The 21,196-nt window shown below is 37.3% G+C and carries 16 protein-coding genes; 9 read left to right on the top strand and 7 right to left on the bottom strand.

What is annotated here, in order from left to right; genetic code table 11:
• Positions 1 to 219 precede the first annotated feature (219 nt).
• Positions 220 to 2,148, top strand: coding sequence for a 1-deoxy-D-xylulose-5-phosphate synthase (gene dxs / locus ACZZZK_RS11585; protein ID WP_463484261.1), 1,929 nt, complete (start codon positions 220 to 222; stop codon positions 2,146 to 2,148).
• A gap of 83 nt (positions 2,149 to 2,231) precedes the next feature.
• Here dxs and ACZZZK_RS11590 read toward each other — a convergent pair whose 3' ends face one another.
• Genes ACZZZK_RS11590 through ACZZZK_RS11605 form a run of 4 tightly spaced genes read right to left on the bottom strand, consistent with a single transcriptional unit; the run spans position 2,232 to position 5,496 of the window.
• Positions 2,232 to 3,374: a ThiF family adenylyltransferase gene (locus ACZZZK_RS11590; protein WP_463484262.1), complete on the bottom strand. Its 1,143-nt coding sequence runs from the start codon at positions 3,372 to 3,374 to the stop codon at positions 2,232 to 2,234.
• Entirely contained in the window at positions 3,371 to 3,664 is a 294-nt protein-coding gene (locus ACZZZK_RS11595; protein ID WP_463484263.1) for a MoaD/ThiS family protein, read from the bottom strand. The genes ACZZZK_RS11590 and ACZZZK_RS11595 overlap by 4 nt, the downstream gene beginning before the upstream one ends.
• 1 nt (position 3,665) lies before the next feature.
• Positions 3,666 to 4,052, bottom strand: a complete 387-nt coding sequence (locus tag ACZZZK_RS11600; protein ID WP_463484264.1) for a M67 family metallopeptidase — start codon at positions 4,050 to 4,052, stop codon at positions 3,666 to 3,668.
• A gap of 4 nt (positions 4,053 to 4,056) precedes the next feature.
• The gene (locus ACZZZK_RS11605; protein ID WP_463484265.1) at positions 4,057 to 5,496 is read right to left on the bottom strand and encodes a polysaccharide biosynthesis protein; all 1,440 of its coding nucleotides are present in this window, start codon (positions 5,494 to 5,496) and stop codon (positions 4,057 to 4,059) included.
• A 355-nt stretch (positions 5,497 to 5,851) separates the two neighbouring features.
• Here ACZZZK_RS11605 and ACZZZK_RS11610 point away from each other — a divergent pair, with 355 nt between their 5' ends.
• The 8 genes from ACZZZK_RS11610 to ACZZZK_RS11645 all read left to right on the top strand — a co-directional run bounded on the left by ACZZZK_RS11610 (position 5,852) and on the right by ACZZZK_RS11645 (position 14,183).
• Entirely contained in the window at positions 5,852 to 6,934 is a 1,083-nt protein-coding gene (locus ACZZZK_RS11610; protein WP_463484266.1) for a mannose-1-phosphate guanylyltransferase, read from the top strand.
• Between the two features lie 56 nt (positions 6,935 to 6,990).
• Positions 6,991 to 8,103 (top strand): GDP-mannose 4,6-dehydratase, encoded by a 1,113-nt coding sequence (gene gmd, locus ACZZZK_RS11615; protein ID WP_463484267.1) that lies wholly within the window; start codon positions 6,991 to 6,993, stop codon positions 8,101 to 8,103.
• A 16-nt stretch (positions 8,104 to 8,119) separates the two neighbouring features.
• A complete protein-coding gene (fcl, locus tag ACZZZK_RS11620; protein WP_463484268.1) occupies positions 8,120 to 9,049 on the top strand; it encodes a GDP-L-fucose synthase in 930 nt (309 codons plus the stop codon).
• A gap of 13 nt (positions 9,050 to 9,062) precedes the next feature.
• Complete coding sequence (locus ACZZZK_RS11625) at positions 9,063 to 10,373, top strand: UDP-glucose dehydrogenase family protein (RefSeq protein WP_463484269.1); 1,311 nt, start codon at positions 9,063 to 9,065, stop codon at positions 10,371 to 10,373.
• Position 10,374: 1 nt separating this feature from the next.
• On the top strand, positions 10,375 to 11,364 hold the full coding sequence (locus ACZZZK_RS11630; protein ID WP_463484270.1) for a UDP-glucuronic acid decarboxylase family protein: 990 nt from the start codon (positions 10,375 to 10,377) through the stop codon (positions 11,362 to 11,364).
• A gap of 183 nt (positions 11,365 to 11,547) precedes the next feature.
• Positions 11,548 to 12,288, top strand: coding sequence for a WecB/TagA/CpsF family glycosyltransferase (locus ACZZZK_RS11635; RefSeq protein WP_463484271.1), 741 nt, complete (start codon positions 11,548 to 11,550; stop codon positions 12,286 to 12,288).
• Between the two features lies 1 nt (position 12,289).
• Complete coding sequence (locus ACZZZK_RS11640) at positions 12,290 to 13,291, top strand: Gfo/Idh/MocA family protein (protein WP_463484272.1); 1,002 nt, start codon at positions 12,290 to 12,292, stop codon at positions 13,289 to 13,291.
• 7 nt (positions 13,292 to 13,298) lie between these two features.
• Positions 13,299 to 14,183, top strand: a complete 885-nt coding sequence (locus tag ACZZZK_RS11645; RefSeq protein WP_463484273.1) for an aldo-keto reductase family protein — start codon at positions 13,299 to 13,301, stop codon at positions 14,181 to 14,183.
• Between the two features lie 80 nt (positions 14,184 to 14,263).
• Here the strand turns inward: ACZZZK_RS11645 and ACZZZK_RS11650 are convergent, their stop codons facing one another.
• From ACZZZK_RS11650 to ACZZZK_RS11660, 3 genes are all read right to left on the bottom strand, one after another.
• Positions 14,264 to 18,601, bottom strand: coding sequence for a right-handed parallel beta-helix repeat-containing protein (locus ACZZZK_RS11650; protein ID WP_463484274.1), 4,338 nt, complete (start codon positions 18,599 to 18,601; stop codon positions 14,264 to 14,266).
• Between the two features lie 326 nt (positions 18,602 to 18,927).
• Positions 18,928 to 20,067, bottom strand: coding sequence for a glycosyltransferase family 4 protein (locus ACZZZK_RS11655; protein WP_463484275.1), 1,140 nt, complete (start codon positions 20,065 to 20,067; stop codon positions 18,928 to 18,930).
• Between the two features lie 2 nt (positions 20,068 to 20,069).
• On the bottom strand, positions 20,070 to 21,188 hold the full coding sequence (locus tag ACZZZK_RS11660) for a glycosyltransferase family 4 protein (RefSeq protein WP_463484276.1): 1,119 nt from the start codon (positions 21,186 to 21,188) through the stop codon (positions 20,070 to 20,072).
• Positions 21,189 to 21,196 lie beyond the last annotated feature (8 nt).

Below are 21,196 nucleotides of genomic sequence, written 5' to 3' on the forward strand. Positions count from 1 at the left end.
TTGGTAGAGATAAGGCCTGCAAAGATAGATAAACAAATACTAAAAACAAGGTATAGGACTTATTAATACTACAACTATAAAGAGTCTTCCAATAATTGTATACCTCGTTTTAATATCATAAGGAGTAATACAATGGTTAATGTATTAACCTTGACGATTTTTCTTTTGTATTAAAACAAAAATACCTTACTTTGTATCTTGTTTTTTACCCAAATCTGAATGCAAGTTAAAGCTGGCCCCCTATTATCTAAAATCAACTATCCTGCTGATTTAAAGCAATATAGCGAATCTGACTTAGAACAAATAAGCCAAGAGTTACGTCAATACATTATTGATGTGGTGAGTGTAAATGGTGGCCATTTTGGCTCCAGTTTAGGTGTTGTAGAGTTAACTGTAGCGCTACATTATGCATTAAATACACCTTACGACAAGCTGGTTTGGGATGTAGGACATCAAGCTTACGGACATAAAATTCTTACAGGCCGCAGGGGTTTGTTTCACACTAATCGAATCTATAAAGGAATTAGTGGTTTCCCAAAAATATCTGAAAGTGAATACGACACTTTTGGTGTTGGCCACTCTTCTACTTCCATTTCCGCAGCATTAGGAATGGCTGTTGCTTCACAATTGAAAGGTGAAACCGATCGCCAGCATGTTGCCGTAATTGGTGATGGTGCAATGACAGCTGGCTTAGCTTTTGAAGGCTTAAACCACGCTGGCATCGAAAACAGCAATGTTTTAGTGATTCTGAATGACAACTGTATGTCTATCGATCCTAACGTTGGTGCACTGAAAGAATATTTAACCAGCATTACCATTTCAAAATCTTACAATCGCTTCCGAGATGATATATCGAATGTATTGGTTGGCTTATCAAAGCTTGGCCCAAATGCACATAAATATGTTAAAAAGATTGAGAAAAGTATAAAGGGAACGCTTTTGAAGCAGAGCAATTTATTTGAAGCATTAAACTTTAGGTATTTCGGCCCAGTGGATGGACATGATGTTAAACGTTTAGCACAAACTATCAAAGATTTATCTGCTATACCAGGACCAAAATTACTACACTGTATTACGGTGAAGGGTAAGGGATTTGCCTTGGCCGAAAAAGACCAAACGATTTGGCATGCACCTGGGCTATTTGATAAAATTACAGGTGAAATTAAAAAAAGTGTTCCAGATAAGCCTCAACCTCCTAAATACCAGGATGTTTTTGGTCATACGATGGTGGAACTAGCTGAGGCTAACGAAAAAATTGTGGGAATTACGCCGGCAATGCCTTCAGGCTCATCATTAAATATCATGATGAAAGCTATGCCAAAGCGTGCTTTCGACGTTGGTATCGCTGAGCAGCATGCTGTTACTTTTTCTGCAGGTTTAGCGGCACAAGGATTATTACCTTTCTGCAATATCTATTCAAGCTTCATGCAAAGGGCCTATGATCAGGTTATTCATGATGTAGCGATACAGAAACTTAATGTAGTTTTCTGTTTAGATCGGGCTGGTTTAGCCGGAGCTGATGGAGCAACACATCATGGTGCTTATGATATTGCTTACATGCGTTGTATTCCAAATCTGATCATATCTTCTCCAATGAACGAGGAGGAATTACGGAACTTAATGTATACGGCTCAACAAGAGAACATGGGCCCATTCGTAATCCGTTACCCTCGGGGAAACGGGGTTATGCCTGATTGGAAAAGACCATTTAAAGCCCTTGAGATCGGTAAAGGCCGAAAAATTTGTGATGGTGAAGACGTTGCTCTATTAACGATTGGACATGTTGGTAATTTTGCCGTCGAAGCTCGTACCCAACTCAATAGTGAAGGCATTTATCCAGCACATTACGACCTTAGATTTGTAAAGCCGTTAGACCAGGAGATGTTGCATGACGTTTTCTCCAAATACAAACATGTTATTACCGTTGAAGATGGATCGCTTCCAGGAGGAATAGGCTCAGCTGTGCTGGAATTTATGGCCGACAACGGCTACAATTCAAATGTAATTCGGTTAGGTATTCCAGATCAGTTCATCGAACATGGAGAACAACCAGAACTTTGGGCAGAATGTGGTTATGATAAAGATTCGATTGTTGAGGCAGTAAGGAAGGTTGGCTCTAAAAGATTAACGGATAGTATGGTGGGGTAATCTTCAGCACTGAATACTATCAAGTGAAGTCAACATAGAGAATGTTATATGTCTTTATCCCCTTTTGGTTAGCATTTTTTTTGCTAATAAGTCGGTAAATCCAGTTCAAGTTCTCTAATATAACCTATAATTCCACCATTAAGATTATATAAGTTACTCATTCCGTATTTTTCTTCAAGCAACTTTACAGCTGATCTGCTTCTACTCCCCATTTTACATAGAATAACAACTTTTGCCTGATCTGAAATTTTCGCTCGGTTATCTACAATAGTTGATAAGGGGATTAATTCTCCGCCAATGTTAACAAACTGATATTCAGACAATTCCCTAACATCTATTAATTGTACATCTAAACCTTGCTGTTGCCAATTGAGAACTTCACTAGGATCTACCTCTTTGATTTTCTTTTCAATAGCCGGCATGCCACAAAACAATTCATAATCTACAAGTCCATTTGAGATTATTGAAGCATTATCGTAATTTTTGGCGATATTATAAGTCATAGATTCGAAGCTCAACGCATTGAAAGTATAAAATTTTCCGCTAAGGATATCTCCAATCTGAGCAATTACTTTAATCACCTCTAACGCCTGCATACTCCCAATTATACCTGGCAAAACGCCTAGAACACCAGCTTCAGAACAGTTTTGGACACGGCTCGGATCTGGAGGTAGGGGGAAAAGATCACGATAATTGGGGCCACGGCTTCCATCGTCTTTCAAGTGATTAAATACCGAAACCTGGCCTTCGAATTGGTAGATAGATGCGTAAACATTCACCTTATCTAAAATTACACAGGCATCATTTACTAAGTATCTCGTAGGGAAATTATCTGTCCCGTCAGCAATCACATCATATTCGGCAAATATTTCTAAAGCGTTTTGCGAAGTAAGTTGCGTGTTGTAGGCTTTAATTTTTATATAGGGATTTAATGCTTCTAATCGCTGTTGTGCTTCTGAGGCCTTTGATTTACCTAATGAACCTATCCCAAAAAGCACTTGCCGCTGTAAATTGCTATCTTCCACCACATCGCAGTCTAAAATACCTATAGTTCCTATGCCAGCCGCTGCCAAATAGAGTGCCACAGGACTACCTAATCCACCAGCACCCACAATAAGCACCTTAGCATTTGCAAGTTTTTCTTGCGCTGCAAGGCCAAAATCAGGAATAATGATATGACGATTATATCTGGAATATTCTTCTGAAGAAAAATTTACTTTACTCATGCTATTTGTTTTTTATAAATACCCCCAGCGATAGCCGGTACGATGCTAACTATAGAAAAGGGGCTAACACTCGTCTGTAAATTATTTAGACTTCTAATATCATCTTGATCTACAAACAAATTAACAAATGAGCGAACTCCGCCCGCCCCATCTAGCAAATGCTTTTTAATTTCAGGATGGGTTGAAACCAAATTCTCGATGATGCAAGATACATCTGCGCCATCGATTGATACTTTAGATTGATTGTCAGTATATTTTCTTAAAGGTGTTGGAATAAGAATTGTTGCCATACTATTTTATTATAAGGTTAAGCTCTGTTAGTTCTTCGTTATCTTCAATCCGCTGCCATGCTCGCATCTCAGTTATTTTTTGGCGGCTCACGGAGACAATAATGTTTATAAAATTTGGCATCGCAAATTCTAAATCTTCTGCAGATGGTTCTGCAGGTTCATTTGGGTGAGAATGAAACACTCCCAGTAATGACAATCTGTTTTTTAATGCAAATTCTTCGGCAAATAAGTAATCAGTGTGACTTATTTCGAATGACTCATTTCTATCTTTAAAAGAGGCATTACGAACCTCTTTAGCAAAAACTATTTCATTGTCCTGGCCCCAGATAAATCCACAACATTCTTCTGGGAATTGATGAATTGCAATCGATTCTATTTTCTTGACCAAGTGCCTATTGATATGTATTAGGCTCATAATGTAATTTGCTAACTATACTTTCTGCTTCTTTATATTCTTCGGTACCAATTAGGCTGCCCAGTAACAATTCAACAGTTTCTTTAAAACTAATTGGCGAACTAATTTCAGAATCAAGATAATTCAGATCAAGACCCCATTTCAAAATATTCAGAGTATCACTAGCCTTCACATTTTTTAATGAATCATTTACACATTTAAATAGTGTGCTATTGAGCCAGTTTCTAGCATTTGACTCATCGTTTATATTTTCAATTTCTGAAATGCAACTCAACAAAAGTTTTTTATTTACAGGTAAGATATTAGCAATGATAATATCTTGTGCGGCATTAATTTTTTTATGCTGGTTTTCATACACATTTATTAATAGGTTAAGCTCATCGGGTGTAGTCCAATCTAATTGTCCCCTGAAAAAACCTTCCCGATACCCTAGCGGGTTTCCTTTAAATATCACCGGTATTTTCTTTCCTTGCTTCAAAATATGAAACAATGCAACTTCTAGACTTTCAACTGGCCATTCCAGATTTTTCACAATTAAAAAGGCTGATCTATCTTGTTGTGCATAATGAAGTGCGTTCAACATCAAACATGCTGCTTCAGATACATTTTGAGCGGTTACATATTTTCCAGGACTATGAATTGATAGATGATCAACACTTGTTACATCCTTCAGCTCATTATTCATTAAGCTGTTATCAATAATATGGGTAAAACGAACCATTGAGTAGCGTACCCGACTATCTTTGGCATGAGTATCAAAGATAAATTCGCAAAGTTTTTTCGTTGCAGCATATACTTCTGATGTATAATACCGGCTTGCTTTTCCAGTTGATGAAAACACACATTGCTTTACCGATGATGTAAAATCGCATGCCTTAACTACATTTAAAGTACCGATAACATTATCCCTAATTGCTTCAAGAATATTTTTTTCAGCATAACCAGGGCTTCTCTGTGCTGCCGTATGGAAAACAAAATTTGGATTATATTTATTGAAGCAGGATTGCAAACTTGGCTGGTTACAAATGTTACCTTCAACAAAAACAACCCTATCGTCGTCATATAAAGCTTCAAGTTTTGGGTTCTTATCAAAAACCACTATGGTTTTGATATTAAGGGTTAGCAATTTTTCTATCAGAGACGAGCCTACGCAGCCAGAACCTCCGGTTATCAAACACACTTGGCCAGCTAAAAGCGCATTTAATTTATCTGAATTAATAACGACTTTTCTATCTCTAGTGGATAAGAAGGGGTCGCTTTCTAGTCTGTTATTTTCTTGATAAGTATCAATTAGCTGACTGGTAAGTAACTTTAATAACTCATAAGATGCAGGGTTTTTGTAATCTGGTGATAATTGCCATATTCGATCGTAAAGACTATCTATTGCATCATTACCACAATAATTCATATCACTCATTCATTAGGTGTAGACAAATAATCTATTACATATTTTATGATAAATTATTTCTACTAAAGTATTTACAAAGCGATTATTAGCCAATAGCCCTTTACTACTAACTAAAGGAAAATGTGATCATTCATGTCCATACATTGCAAAACCTTGGAAATTTTTTACCTACTCTCTATAAAACTACATTATACATTAACTCCGTTTTTTAATATACCCTTAACGTTGTGGAGTGCACTTCTATTAACTGTTTAAAATCTTAGCCTTAAAGGGCCATTGCTGGAAATTTTAATTTGATAGTTCTTTGTATAGAAATAAAGTTTGAGTGATTCAAAAGCTTAGGGAAATAACAACGTTTAATAGTATGCAGGTAAAAGACAAGAATACTTACATTTTAATTATGGCTGGCGGAGTGGGTAGCAGATTTTGGCCAAAAAGCAGAAATAGCTTCCCAAAGCAGTTTATCGATATTCTTGGTACGGGCAAATCTTTACTTCAACTAACTTATCAACGTTTTTTAAAGATTTGTCCGAGTGAAAACATTTACATTCTCACCAATGAGATTTATGCTGAAATTATAGAAACTCAACTTGGCGAACAGGCTAAACAAAATGTGATTACCGAGCCATGTAGGCGAAATACGGCACCTTGCATAGCTTATGCAACTTTCAAACTTGCAGCCTTAAATCCAAAGGCCAACATTATTATCGCTCCATCAGATCATTTAATTCTGAATGAAGATGTATTCATTTCATGTTTAGAAAAAGCGATTGCTTTTGCATCCAACAACGATTCATTATTAACGCTTGGGATTAACCCAAGCCGGCCTGATACAGGTTATGGCTATATCAAATTCGAACCAGGTAAGGAGGAAATTTTCAAAGTAGACAAATTTTTGGAAAAGCCCTCACTAGATAAGGCTACTCAATTTGTTAATAGTGGAGAATATGTTTGGAACGCAGGAATATTTATCTGGAATGTAAGGTCGATTATTTCTGCTATAGAAAAACATGCAGAAGAGCTTTTCAGCATTTTCGATCAGAAAAACGTCTATAATACTGATTACGAGTCATCATTTATTGCCGAGAACTACCCTTTAGCTATCGATATCTCTATTGATTATGCTATAATGGAAAAGGCAGATAACGTGTACACCATTATTGGAGATTTTGGCTGGTCTGATTTAGGAACCTGGGCATCTTTGCATGAAGTAATGGAGAAGGATACAAACCATAATTCCTTCACGGGAAAAGCTGTTCTACTGGAAGACACAGATAATTGTATTCTTCAATTATCGAATCAAAAAATTGCAGTTGTTAAGGGTTTGAGCAATTACATAGTGGTAGATGATGGAAATGTACTGCTCATTTATCCGAAGATAATGGAACAAGAAATTAAGAAAATTTCAACTGAAGTAGTCGCCCAATTGGGAATGGATTATCAATAATACCCCCAGAACTTAACAAACAAGCCATAAAATAAAATCATAAATTATCTTATAACATGAAGAAAGCGCTTATTACAGGAATAACTGGACAAGATGGAGCATACCTAGCCGAATTGCTATTGAAAAAAGGCTACGAAGTACATGGAATCAAACGCCGAAGTTCGATGTTCAATACTGATCGTATAGATCATCTTTATCAAGACCCTCACGATACAAATATCAGGTTTAAGCTGCATTATGGAGACTTAAGTGATTCTACCAATTTGATTCGAATAGTTCAGGAAGTTCAACCAGACGAGATTTATAATTTAGGCGCCATGAGCCACGTTAAGGTTAGCTTTGATACGCCAGAATATACTGCAAATGCCGATGGAATAGGTACGCTAAGGCTTTTAGAAGCCTTACGGATATTGGGTTTGGAGAAAAAAACACGTATTTACCAGGCATCAACATCTGAGCTATATGGATTAGTACAGGCTGTTCCTCAAAGTGAAACCACACCATTTTATCCGCGATCGCCATATGCCGTAGCAAAAATGTACGCCTATTGGATTACTGTAAATTATCGAGAAGCATACGGAATGTTTGCTTGTAATGGCATCCTGTTTAATCACGAGAGCCCGCTGAGAGGAGAAACTTTTGTAACCCGTAAAATTACCCGGGGGGTTTCAAAAATTGCTTTGGGCTTGCAGGATAAATTGTATTTAGGAAATCTAGATGCCCGCAGAGATTGGGGACACGCTAAGGATTATGTTGAAGCGATGTGGCGAATTTTGCAACAAGATGTGGCAGAAGATTATGTAATTGCAACAGGAGTTTCCACAACAGTTCGGGATTTTGTAAAAATGTCGTTTTTAGAAGTAGGTATTGAACTAGCGTTTAGAGGTGAAGGCGTAAATGAGAAAGCTTATGTTGTTTCATGTTCTGATCCAGATTACCAACTTGAAATAGGTAAAGAAGTAGTAGCTGTTGATGCTGCATACTTCCGTCCGACGGAGGTAGACCTGTTAATTGGTGACCCAACAAAATCAAAAACTAAGTTAGGCTGGGACCCAAAGTATGACCTGGCCGCATTAGTTAAGGAAATGATGTTCTCGGACGTTGAACATTTCCGGAAGGAAGTAATGCTCAAAGAAGCAGGTTACGAAGTAAAAAACCAGTTTGAATAATTAGCAATAATTGAAATTGGAAAAGCACTCAAAAGTATACATCGCCGGTCATCGTGGCATGGTGGGATCCGCCATTTACCGAAAACTCGAAAAGGAAGGGTTTTCGAATATCATTACGAAAACCTCCGCGGAACTAGATTTACGAAATCAACAGGCTGTTGAAAATTTCTTTGAAAAAGAAAAACCCGATTACGTTTTCTTAGCCGCAGCCAAAGTTGGGGGAATTGTAGCAAACAATACCTATAGAGCAGATTTTTTGTACGAGAATTTGGCTATACAAAACAATGTTATTCACCAGTCTCATATTCATGGTGTAAAAAAACTGATGTTTTTGGGTTCGAGTTGCATTTACCCGAAATTGGCTCCACAACCACTCAAGGAGGATTATTTGCTAACAGGATTATTGGAACAAACTAATGAACCTTATGCGATAGCTAAAATCGCTGGTATAAAAATGTGCGAAGCCTACAGAGCACAGTATAATTGCAATTTTATTTCGGTAATGCCGACAAATCTATACGGCTATAATGATAATTACCACCCCGAAAATTCACATGTTTTACCTGCGTTAATCAGAAAATTTGATGAGGCTAAAACTAACAAATCAGATAAGGTAGTGATTTGGGGGTCTGGCTCTCCTATGAGAGAATTTTTATTTGCTGATGATTTGGCCGATGCCTGTTATTATTTAATGCAAACCTATAATGAAGCCGAGCTGGTAAATATAGGGACCGGAGAAGATCTGACGATAAAAAATCTTGCAATCGCCATCCAGAAAGTAATTGGTTTCGACGGAGAGTTAGCATTCGATAGCAATAAACCTGACGGAACGCCCCGAAAACTTATGGATGTTTCTAAGCTTCACTCATTAGGATGGAAACACAAAATTAACCTGGAAGAAGGTCTTAACCTGGCCTACCAGGACTATAAACAATTTAATAACTAAAAAACTCCTCAATATGAAAATCGCTGTAATTGGTACCGGCTATGTTGGCCTGGTAACAGGCACTTGCTTGGCAGAAACCGGGAACAATGTAATCTGTGTTGATATAAATGTGGAGAAAGTTGCAAAGATGCAAAACGGAGAAGTTCCCATTTACGAACCTGGTTTAGACTTATTATTCAATCGAAATATAGAACAGGGAAGACTTCATTTCACTACTGATTTGGCATCCGCCGTCAGAGATGCCAAGATTATCTTCATGGCGCTCCCTACTCCTCCAAACGGCGATGGTGCAGCAGATCTTTCTTACATTCTCGGCGCTTCTGAAGATATATCCAAACTAATCACGGAGTACAAAGTAATAGTAAACAAATCTACCGTACCCGTTGGTACTGCCGACAAGGTAAGAGCTGTTTTTGAAAAAAACACCGACGTACCTGTTGATGTGGTTTCAAACCCCGAATTTTTAAGGGAAGGTGTTGCCGTTGATGATTTTATGAAACCAGATCGTGTAGTATTAGGTACAAGAAGTGAAAAAGCTATAAAATTAATGTCGGAATTATATGCTCCTTATGTAAGACAGGGAAATCCCATCTTATTTATGGACGAGAGATCATCTGAACTTACTAAATATGCAGCCAATTCCTTTCTAGCAACAAAAATCACTTTTATGAATGAGGTTGCAAACCTCTGTGAATTAGTAGGGGCAGATGTTGATGCCGTGAGAAGAGGTATTGGTACCGATGAACGAATTGGTAAACGATTTCTTTTTCCAGGAATAGGCTATGGAGGATCATGCTTTCCAAAGGATGTACAGGCTTTAGTGATCGCGGCAAACAATGCCGATTATAATTTTCAAATCCTTAACGCGGTAATGGATGTTAATGAAAATCAAAAACTGATTATCGTTAATAAAGTATTAAAATACTATAAAAATAACCTTCAAGGAAAGCATTTTGCCCTTTGGGGATTAGCTTTTAAACCAGAAACTGATGATATCCGTGAAGCGCCATCACTTTATATTATTGATGCTCTTGTAAAACATGGCGCAGGTGTAAGTGTGTTCGATCCGGAAGCAATGACTAATGTTAAAAACGCCATCGGAGATAAAGTAACCTATGCAAACAGTGCTTATGAAGCATTGAATAACGCCGATGCTTTGCTGATTGCAACAGAATGGTCTTTATTTCGAACACCTGATTTTGACCAAATGGAAAAGCTTCTAAAATCGAAAGTAATATTTGATGGCCGTAATCTTTACGATCTGCAAAAGATGATTGATCTCGGCTACTATTATAACAGTATAGGTAGAAAATTAATAGACTAATATGAAACGAAAAAAGATATTAATCACCGGAGCTGCAGGATTTTTGGGTTCACATCTTTGTGATCGTTTTATTAAAGATGATTATCATGTTATTGGCATGGATAACCTGATAACCGGAGATATTGCCAACATTGAACACCTGTTTAAATTGGAAAACTTTGAATTTTACAATCATGATGTTTCCAAATTTGTACACATCCCTGGCAAATTAGACTACATTTTACACTTTGCCTCGCCAGCAAGCCCGATTGATTATTTAAAAATTCCAATACAAACGCTAAAAGTTGGCTCTTTAGGCACACACAATCTCTTAGGCTTAGCCCGCAACAAGGGAGCCAGAATGCTAATTGCTTCTACTTCCGAGGTATATGGAGATCCAAATATTAGCCCACAACCAGAAGAATACTGGGGAAATGTTAATCCTGTTGGGCCTCGTGGTGTTTACGATGAGGCAAAACGTTTCCAAGAAGCAATGACCATGGCCTACCACACTTTTCATGGTGTAGAAACGAGAATTGTTAGAATTTTTAATACGTATGGCCCACGTATGCGCTTAAACGATGGAAGAGTGTTACCCGCTTTTATAGGCCAGGCTTTAAGAGGTGAAGACCTTACTATTTTTGGTGATGGCAGCCAGACCCGCTCATTTTGCTATGTTGATGATTTGATTGAGGGCATTTGTCGTTTATTAATGAGCGATTATGCGCAACCTGTTAATATCGGTAACCCCGATGAAATAACTATCAAACAGTTTTGCGAAGAAATTATTAAGCTCACAGGAACTAATCAGAAGATTGTTTATCAACCGCTTCCACAAGATGATCCAAAACAACGTAGGCCGGATATCACCAAAGCACAAAATATTTTAGGGTGGGAGCCAAAAATTCAGCGAGAAGAAGGTTTGAAAATTACTTATGAATACTTTAAAACACTACCTCCATCAGCACTGGAAAAAGTAGAGCACAAAGACTTTACCGGTTATAACAAGTAATACCGAGTGCTGCAAAAATCTGCATCAACAATAAGCTTAAACGGTCCTGAAGATGAATTTTTAGAGTCATAGCCCTATAAGGCTATTGTAGTGCAAGCTAAATTGTAAGACTTTAGTAATGTTATAAAAAACGATAAATATTCAGCGTAACACGTATACCGGACCATTGAAAGATTAAAACTGATGAACTTACCCCTATTTGTAGACGTACTGGATTTTAAGGTTTTTTCTGATGATTTAAACACGATAGCCATTGGAAGTGATAAATGCAGAACCATCAACACGATTAGCCCGAATTCTTATGGCTTATCGCTCAAAGATGATGTATTTAAAGAGGCCCTAAAAAAGACAGATTACCTGGTGTTGGATGGAGTGTACTTCGCTTTTGCATCATTGATGCTGAAAGGGAAAAACATCAAAAAGAACCAAGGTCCAGATGTTTTCTATCATTTTATGGAAAGGATGGCAGAACAAGGTGGAAAAGTTTTCTTCTTAGGATCAAGTGAACAAACGCTAAATAAAATAGAACAAAGAGTAAAAAAAGAGTACAATAACATCGAAGCCAAAAGTTATTCTCCTCCGTTTAAGGAAGCCTTTACCGAAGAGGATAACCAAAAAATGCTTGATACGATAAACGATTTCAAACCAGACATTTTATTTGTGGGAATGACTTGCCCTAAGCAAGAAAAGTGGGCTACGCAGTTTAGAGATCATATCGATGCAGGATTAGTAATTAGTATCGGGAACGTATTTGATTGGTTTGCTGGCACTCAGAAAGCCATTCATCCATTTTGGTTCCGGATAAGAATGGCATGGTTAATTAGAATTTTTTATAGACCCGAAATCTTTCGTAGGAATATTAAAAACCAGATGACCTTCTTCGGTCATGTAATATTGATTTTTTTAAAATTAAAGAAAATATAAAATGATAAAAGTTGCATTAGTAGGTGCCGGCAAGATGGGTGTTTCTCACTTGTCGATATTAGGAGCTCACCCTGACGTTGAAGTTGTTGGTGTTTGCGATACCTCAAAAGTAGTAACCAACTTTTTGGAGCGTTATTCTAAATTAGATTGTTTCGCAGATTTTGCAAAAATGCTCGATAATGCAAAACCGGATGCTGTTTTTGTGGCTGTACCAACAAAATTCCATCACCAGATTATAAAACTTGCGATGGAAAAGAACATCCATGTTTTTGCTGAAAAACCTTTTTGCCTTAATACTGCAGAAGGCACGGAACTTATTGAACTGGCAGCAAGAAAGAATCTGGTTAATCAGGTGGGCTATCATAACAAGTTTGTTGGAACTTTCAAGGAGGTAAAACGTATCGTTCAATCAGGTATGCTTGGAGAGGTTTATCATTTCGTTGCCGAATCTTATGGCCCTGTAGTTACCAAAGCAAAGCAAAGCTCATGGAGATCTAAACCAGAAGAAGGTGGTGGCTGCTTAATGGATTATGCATCACACGTAATCGATTTGGTTAACGACATTATTTCGCCAATTAATCAGGTTAAAGGTGCTACGCTAAAATCCATTTATTCAAACACTGTTGAAGATGCGGTTTATTCGGTAATGAATACTACAAGCAATGTAAGCGGTATTCTTTCGGTTAACTGGAGTGAAGAAACGTACCGTAAAATGTCTACAACAGTTACTATTCTTGGTTCAAAAGGCAAAATAATTTCTGATGCAAATGAATTGAAGTTATACCTTAAAGACGAAACAAAAGACTACACCAAAGGCTGGAACGTGAAGTATATCACCGACCTAACCGACCAGGTTAACTTCAATCTTAGAGGTGAAGAGTATTCAGCACAAATAGATTATTTTATTGATGCAGTTATGAAAAGGAAGCCCAACACGGTTAATACTTTTCATCAAGCCTGGCAAACAGATAAAGTTATTGAATTAATTAAACAACATAGGTAACATGATCATGGACAGAGTATTATTTGGCGACAATCAGTTTTTCGCTGTAAACCACATTTCGGACGAAAAATCTCGGGCACAATCTATTCAGTTTAAAACTGATGATGCGATTATGAAGACATTAAATAGCGCAAAAGATGTGGGCTTGAATACATTTATGTGTACAACTCACGATAGAATTGTAGCCATTTGCGATATTATCAGGAAAGATCCGGAACAGTATGCCGATTACAAAATTTTTCCTTGTATGCCGTATGCGCATAAATATGCTAACGCGGTAACAGAACTTGGTATATCGGGTACTATTAAGCAATATGTTCCTGGTAATGTATTTGGCTCACTATTTAAAGGTGGTATGGCTATCATTTCTAAAGATTATATCTCATTAATTCAATTAATGATTGATGCAGAAATGAAAATGTTTAAGGGCATTAATACCCCTGTTATTTTTCTGCAGAATGTAATTACAGATTTACTATTAGGATTAAACTGTGATGAGGTCCTGGTTGCTTTCTGTAATCACATCAAGAAGAAATACAACGCCGAGCCAGGCTTTATTACGATGAACATGCCTAAGTTACATGCGGTTTTGGAAAGAAATGGAATTGAAAACCCAATAATATGCAGCTCCATTAACAAGGTTGGTTTTAGAATGTCGGGCAGTATTGAAGCATACGAAGAAGTGCTTAGAACCAAGAAAGGTAGGTTTATTGCAATGCAGGTACTTGCTGGTGGAGCTATCCCTCCAGAGGAAGCAATTGAATACATCTGTAGCTTACCCAATATTGAATCCATACTGTTTGGAGCCTCATCCAAAAAAAATATCGAAAGCACAATGTCTTACATACATGCTTTCGACGATAAACAATTAACTACTGCTATGGCGAGCTAATTAGGAGTTAAGTTCACATAATTTGTGGTCAATTGAAAAAAGGGCCTAACAGCCCTTTTTTAAAATTTTTTCAAAGTTGCCTAGTCTACTTTGATAAATTTTTTGGTCAATTTATTTACACCATCGTTAAAATACAAAAGAAATGTTCCAACGGGCAGGTTAGAGACATCAATTTCCTTTCTGACACTTCCCTTATCTAAAATAACTTTTTTAGCTTTTTGTCCGTTAATTGAGATCACTTCGATAAATGCTGTGTTGCTAATTTCTGGATATGTTACACTCAAGATGCTTTGTACCGGATTTGGATATAGGGATAGCTCAATTGAACTATCCAATACACTCTTGCTAATCGTGGGGCTACCCACAATGGCACTTTCTCTCCTATTGGGCCCAGCAATTATTTTAAAGCGCCAATAACCAGCCTCACGATCGACATCACCAACAGGAATTGGCATTTGATAGCTTTTAAATACCCCACTATTCTCGCTGTAAACAATTTTATCCTGAAACTCATCATGATAAGCAATTAATGTTTTAGCTATTTTATCTGTAGTGATTACAGGAGGAGCGGTTTCGCTCGATTTTGTAAACGCCGGGCTCGAAATCACATCACTTTCCAGCCTATTTACAGTCGCTTTTATTTTAAATTTCCAGTAGCCAGTAGCTCTGTAAAAATCACCGACATTAATTGTGCCCGCATAAGCTGTAAAATTACCACCATTTTCGCTTACTAATATATCTTTACTATATAAATCGTGGTTTACACTCAACGTGTTATTCAAATCATCAGCAGTAATGGTTGGTGCACCTGGTTTATCCGGAATGGTAAAAGCCGGGCTTGATACTAAAGCACTTTCATTTCTATTGGCTGTAGCACTGATTTTAAATTTCCAATAACCGGCAGGTCTTGAAACATTACCTACGCTGATAGAGCCGGTGTAAGCCTGAAAATCTCCGTTATTTTCACTCACAACAATTGCAGCCGGATATAGGGTATGGCTAGCAGTTAGCGTGTTGGCCACGTCATCTGCAAAGAGATTTGGCGGAGAGGTAATTTCAGCACTGTAAAAGGCAGGGCTATTTATTACACTACTTTCTGCCCTATCTGCTGCTGCTTTAATTTTAAACTTCCAATAGCCGGCTACCCTGGAAACATTCCCCACATTTATTGTTCCGGTATAGCTTTGATAGCTTCCGTTGTTTTCACTAAATATAATTTCAGAAGAATATTGGTTATGGGAGGCACTTAGGGTATTCGCAGTATCATCAGCAGTGAGTACAGGTGGGGTTGCAGATCCTGTTGCACTGAAAGCAGGGCTTGGAACCACAGCGCTTTCGCTGCGGTTCGTACTCGGTCGAATTTTAAATTTCCAATAACCACTGGGCCGGGCTACATTGCCCACACTAATTGTTCCAGTATAAATCTGGAAAGCGCCATCATTTTCACTTACCACAATATCCCCTGCGTAGGTATCATGATTAGCAGATAGCGTATTGGCCACATCATCTGCAACAAGTATAGGTACACTTGGTGCAGTGAGCGCATTAAATGCCGGACTATTGACTACCGAGCTTTCCATTCGGTTAGTACCAGAACTGATTTTGAATTTCCAATAGCCGGCTATCCTGGCTACATTGCCCACGTTTATTGTTCCGGTATAGCTTTGATAATCGCCGTTATTCTCACTAAATACGATATGAGAGGCATATAGATCATGGGTAGCCATCAGGGTATTGGCTGCATCATCAGCAATTATTTTCGGGGCAGAGGGAGTGTTTGCGGTAGCAGTAAAGGCGGGGCTTGGTGTTTCTGCACTCTCGTTTCTATTAGTTGCCGCTTTTATTTTAAACTTCCAATAACCTGCATCCCGAGTAACATTTCCAACTTTTATTGTATCGGTATAGGCTTTAAATTCTCCACCGTTTTCGCTCACAAGAATATCTTTTGGAAATTGATCATGGGTACTCACTAACGTATTGCTTTCATCGTTACCGCTTACCCCTGGAGCACTTGGTGTAATGGTGGCAGATGTACGCATTAAGATAATTGAGGAATAGGGCGCTACATTTACACTACCAGAATAAGAGGCATTTTTGGCATCTACATAGGTTCCATCTAAACTTACCAACTTAACCGCATCGCTTGCATTATATTCAAACCTGATATAATCATCTGGCTTGGTATTGGTTACATCAGCTTCAAGAAATTCGATATCGTCTAACCAATAAACAAAGTTTCCATTGTCTGATTGAATGGTGATACAAGTATTTGCCTCAGTTTTTGGAAATGAAAAAATACATTCGTAGCTAGTGGTCGTACCAGTAAGTTTAACTGTGCTAATAGTGGAAATTGTTCCAAATGGCGCATTCCATTGTCTTAAAAAGGTTTTAATAGCTGCATCTTTGTTACCCGAAGCTTTGAAGCGTAACACATAACTCTTTGACGCATCAACAGCACCCACATTGATTATAAAATAAGATAATGCACTGCTGGTTAATTTCATCGAACCTCCGGCACCTAATTTATTTCCATTATCCCAAGAAGTAGATGTACTTCCATCGCCATAGAACATCGGCCCTGCAACGTTACTGGTAAATGCACCATTAGCTAAACGATTGCCTCCTATAGTTTTATTAAAGATATGAGCAGGAAAAGTGATTGGAGATTTCTTTGAACTGGCATCATGCTTGAACTGAACTGCCCAAGCAGCTACATCTAAATTTGTTTCAATATAAGATGGACTATGAATAAACCGCTGCGTATGGATCACTTTATCATCATCGAAAGGCCTTAAATAATAGTTATTATTTAACGATCCGATGTTACTAATATCATCCTTTTTTGAGGTAAGCTTCCCTGCCCATTGTGTAGGATGCTTAGCAAAAAATATATTTTCTGAAACCTGGAGATTTGTAATTGGGTTACCAAGATCATCGTGGGAGGTAGAGAAGGCAGCACCGCAATTGTATACCGTATTCTTGGTAATAGCGTTATTCCTCGCATTGTGAATAAAAATCCCGTTATCGGCTACCGTACTCACACTGTTATTAGATACGTTTACACCAGTTACATTATCATCTAAATAAATCCCAACTGCACTGCCAGTTTCTGAGCTGGTACCTTCTTTTACTCCGATTCCATTTGTAATGATGTTATTTACAATAGATCTATTGGTAAAATTGGTGTTAACCACACCGGTAAAGGTATAAATTCCTCCTCCATCATCTTTTATTGAACAATAATTGTCAACGAAATTATTTTTTACATGAGAATTCTCTCCCCCGAAGTAAACTCCCACATAACCTGTATTAGTTATCCGGTTATGATCAATGAGCGTATTATTGGCTGTAGCATAAATAGCGATCCCGTTATGATCGCCACTTTTGCCCATACCTGAAAATGGCATTGTTTTATTGATTGAATTACCTTTTATTATGGCGCCGGTACAACGATCGGTAAGCGCAATACCGTTATTTTGTGAGCTTGAAATTATACAATTTTCTACAATAAGGTTCTTTATATCCGTTACGCTTATCGCTGTATTTCCACTAAATTCTATATTACAGTTTTTAAGGCTGATATTCGACCCTGAAGCTAGCGAAAATGCATTCTCATTTGCGCCTTTAAAGTTGATATTCTCAAATCTGATATTAGATTGTGCACCATCTGCAGCATTTAAGGCTATAATATTATCTAAGGTACTAACCTCGACATTGTATGAAGACGGTGCATTAGTACCAAAGTATACATATATCTTCTTGTTTGACGGATTATGGTACCATTCCCCAAAACTATCAAGGGTACGAAGATCATTCTGAATAAAATAACCATAATTATCGCTAGGAGTATAGGTACTGTTATTGCGATCAAAAACCAATGTATTGCCATTATGGGCCGTAATTGGATGACGATCTAAAATCCAATGCATTTTTCTGACTACAACTTCAGCGCCTTTCCAGTTGATGCTCGATCCGAGTTTACTGTCTGTAATGGAGTTATCAGTTTTAGATTCGATTTTTAGATAGCCTTTATTGGCAGCATTGCTGTTAGGATATCTACCTAATTCTTGAATTGCATTATTAATTAATAATACATTGACATTTGCACGCTCTAGCGTACTTAAACTTTCATAAATTCCATTCCCAACGGGTTGCCACTGTGTAATTGTTGTTAATGCGCTAATAGTTGGATTATTTCCTGTTCCATATGCTGTAAAAGATATGCCTGATGCCTTTAAAATGATGGATCCTGAAAAGACCTCATTTCTCTTAAACGACACCTCATCTCCTGCTTTTAAACTGGAAAAATAAGAATTGAGTTTTTCAATACTCTTCCAGGGCGTTGCAGGATTTTGGGCTTCTGTTGATGACCGACTATCATTCCCCGAAATTGAAGAAAAGTAGTAGGTATTTGCCATACAAAAATTGAAATAAAGAACTAAAATTGCAGTAAAAACAATTTTTACATACGGTAATTTGCGAGAACGGAAATTTATAAAATGATCTACGGGACTCTGAATCATTTAATAAACTAATTTGTTTGGTGGTGGTAAATTAACAAAATTTAAACCTTACAAACAAAGAGTTCGTTCATTTATTATCTCAAATTATTTAAATTTCTAAGAATAAAAATAAAAAGACATTAAAATGACTTAATGAGCAAACAAAAACTTAATCAACTGATAATGTAAAAGTTATACAACACCTTTTAGGAATCGTAATATAAATAATACAAAAAAGAAAATTAATGAATAGGTTCAGTTATCGCTTTTAAGACAATTTTTGAAATGTTTTCTTCAAAATGATTTAACGTAAATTTAGATTTGAATCTCTGCCGCCCTAGCTCCCCCATGTATACACCTGCTTCGGGGCTACCGATAAAAAACTGTAATTTATCAGCTAACATTAAGGCATCTTTTCTTGGAATTAAAAATCCAGTTTCTCCATCAATAATCTCGTCAGGAATCCCTGCTTCGGTAGTGGAAATTACAGGAAGTGAATACTGCATGGCTTCTAAATTAACCAAAGGAAATGCTTCGTAATGGTAATAGGTTGGAAACACAAATACATCCGCGTTTTGAAAAAATTTTACCTTATCATCTCCATATTTTGGACCATGTGCAAAAACAGAATTCTGCAAGTGATGTTCCTTTACATAGTTATTAAATTCATCTGGCGTAATGTCTGTCCATCCACCCACGAAATTACAAGTAAAAGGCAGGTTACGCTTTTTTAGAATAGCGCAGGCCTCTAGCAATACGTACACCCCCTTCTCAATCATCATGTTAGACAAATAGAGAATCGATAATTTTCGGCCTGCTCTAATGGACTTTGAATCAATTAATTCAGCAGCATTTAATTCAGGTACACCGCAGGGGCAATAATATACATTTTCTTCCTTTACAAAATCTTTAATATCTGGATATAGATACTTTGATAGCAGAAGCGATTTTGTGTTATTAAATGCAAAACGATAAAGAGAGTTGTTGATACCTTTATCTTTAGCTGCAGCAACACCCTTGTTATGAAAATGGTAAATAATACGTTGCCCAAACAGCTTCAATAAGGCTACAACAATTATATCTTTATAAAAAGCGGGGCCACTAGCTGTAAGCGTCATATAACACAGATCATACTTTTTGCTAATTAACTTTCTAAATACTTTCCATAGGATGGATATAAATTTAAAAAACTTTTTAAGGCTTCCTTTTCCAGTTTCAGCCAGAACTGTATTGGTGGCTAAACTAACGTAGTCTGTATCGTAATTTTCGTTTATTAGGGGACTAGTTTTAATATAATTATTAACCACAGCTGCACCATGCACTGGAGGAGGTAAGTGAAGAATAAATAAGACTTCTTTTTTTTTATTTGCTACAAACTCCATAACTACACCGCCGAAATATTAGATTTCAATTCTTTTTTATTATCAGCTAAACTGTAGCGAACAGCTTCGACTAAACCTGAAGATGCTTGTTGATGATTGTATGGCTTTACCATTTCTATCGCATTTTCAGAGAACTCATTTAGTAAAACACTATCTGTTAATAAATTTAACGTGTGATTTACCCATAGGTTGACATTGTGTTCCAATATATAACCATTTTTTCCATGAATAACCAAGTCATCAGCCACGCCAGCATCTCTACTGGTTATTACTGGCGTACCACTTCCGCAAGCTTCATTACCAACAACCCCCCAAACGTCTTCAAGGGTTGTAAACAAAAAGACTTTAGCTTTTGCATAATGTTCGAATAAAGATTTTTGGTTGAGGTACCCGGTGTAATTATAATCAACGTTGTTTGCATCGAGTTTACTTAATAAAGCAGGGCGCAATTCACCATCTCCAACAATCAATACTTTAAGATTAGGAAGTAGCTTATTTAGCGCAATTACTACATCGCCAAAGAAAAAGGGTGCCTTTCTTTCAATAATCTGGCCAGAGAACATGACATGGTATTCGCGTTCGTCAGGCTTCTTATATTGGAGTTGCGAATTATCAACACATAAACAGCTTTTGAATATTTTAGCATCGCTAACGCCATAGCTTTTATAAAGATCAATCGTGCCATTGCCAGGTGCCATAAATGCACTGGTAACCATATTAACCAGCTTTCTTACCAACTTTTGTGCAAAAGAAAGGCGCTGCTCGGCAATGTAAGTTCCATCATTATAAACAATAACTTTGCTACCGTTTAAAACGCACCAGAGAACTCCATAGAGCATGGTTGGTTTAAAAGCAGTAATAATAAGTACCGAAGGCTTTATCTTATTTAGAAGCTTCCAAATACTTGGATCGTTATGCCTAACGGTACTTGCTGTTTCGGCTAAAAAATGTTTTTCATAGTTTCCATATTCAATTTTCCATTCGCGATCTGGCTCTACTCTAACGCAATAAATTACATCATAAGTAAACTCGTTCTGCTTAGCAACCAATTCGTGCATTTTTTCGCGATATGGTCCGGGACACTGGGTCAAATAAGATACGTGAGTATGTTTATCATTCATGTTTTTAG

It is taken from the genome of Pedobacter sp. AC163 (assembly GCF_979258665.1).

Bases quoted from the DNA above. Each gene is read 5' to 3' on its own strand.
- dxs (WP_463484261.1), top strand. From the start codon at position 220: ATGCAAGTTAAAGCTGGCCCCCTATTATCTAAAATCAACTATCCTGCT.
- ACZZZK_RS11590 (WP_463484262.1), bottom strand. From the start codon at position 3,374: ATGAGTAAAGTAAATTTTTCTTCAGAAGAATATTCCAGATATAATCGT.
- ACZZZK_RS11595 (WP_463484263.1), bottom strand. From the start codon at position 3,664: ATGGCAACAATTCTTATTCCAACACCTTTAAGAAAATATACTGACAAT.
- ACZZZK_RS11605 (WP_463484265.1), bottom strand. From the start codon at position 5,496: ATGAGTGATATGAATTATTGTGGTAATGATGCAATAGATAGTCTTTAC.
- ACZZZK_RS11610 (WP_463484266.1), top strand. From the start codon at position 5,852: ATGCAGGTAAAAGACAAGAATACTTACATTTTAATTATGGCTGGCGGA.
- gmd (WP_463484267.1), top strand. From the start codon at position 6,991: ATGAAGAAAGCGCTTATTACAGGAATAACTGGACAAGATGGAGCATAC.
- ACZZZK_RS11625 (WP_463484269.1), top strand. From the start codon at position 9,063: ATGAAAATCGCTGTAATTGGTACCGGCTATGTTGGCCTGGTAACAGGC.
- ACZZZK_RS11630 (WP_463484270.1), top strand. From the start codon at position 10,375: ATGAAACGAAAAAAGATATTAATCACCGGAGCTGCAGGATTTTTGGGT.
- ACZZZK_RS11635 (WP_463484271.1), top strand. From the start codon at position 11,548: ATGAACTTACCCCTATTTGTAGACGTACTGGATTTTAAGGTTTTTTCT.
- ACZZZK_RS11640 (WP_463484272.1), top strand. From the start codon at position 12,290: ATGATAAAAGTTGCATTAGTAGGTGCCGGCAAGATGGGTGTTTCTCAC.
- ACZZZK_RS11645 (WP_463484273.1), top strand. From the start codon at position 13,299: ATGGACAGAGTATTATTTGGCGACAATCAGTTTTTCGCTGTAAACCAC.
- ACZZZK_RS11650 (WP_463484274.1), bottom strand. From the start codon at position 18,601: ATGGCAAATACCTACTACTTTTCTTCAATTTCGGGGAATGATAGTCGG.
- ACZZZK_RS11655 (WP_463484275.1), bottom strand. From the start codon at position 20,067: ATGGAGTTTGTAGCAAATAAAAAAAAAGAAGTCTTATTTATTCTTCAC.
- ACZZZK_RS11660 (WP_463484276.1), bottom strand. From the start codon at position 21,188: ATGAATGATAAACATACTCACGTATCTTATTTGACCCAGTGTCCCGGA.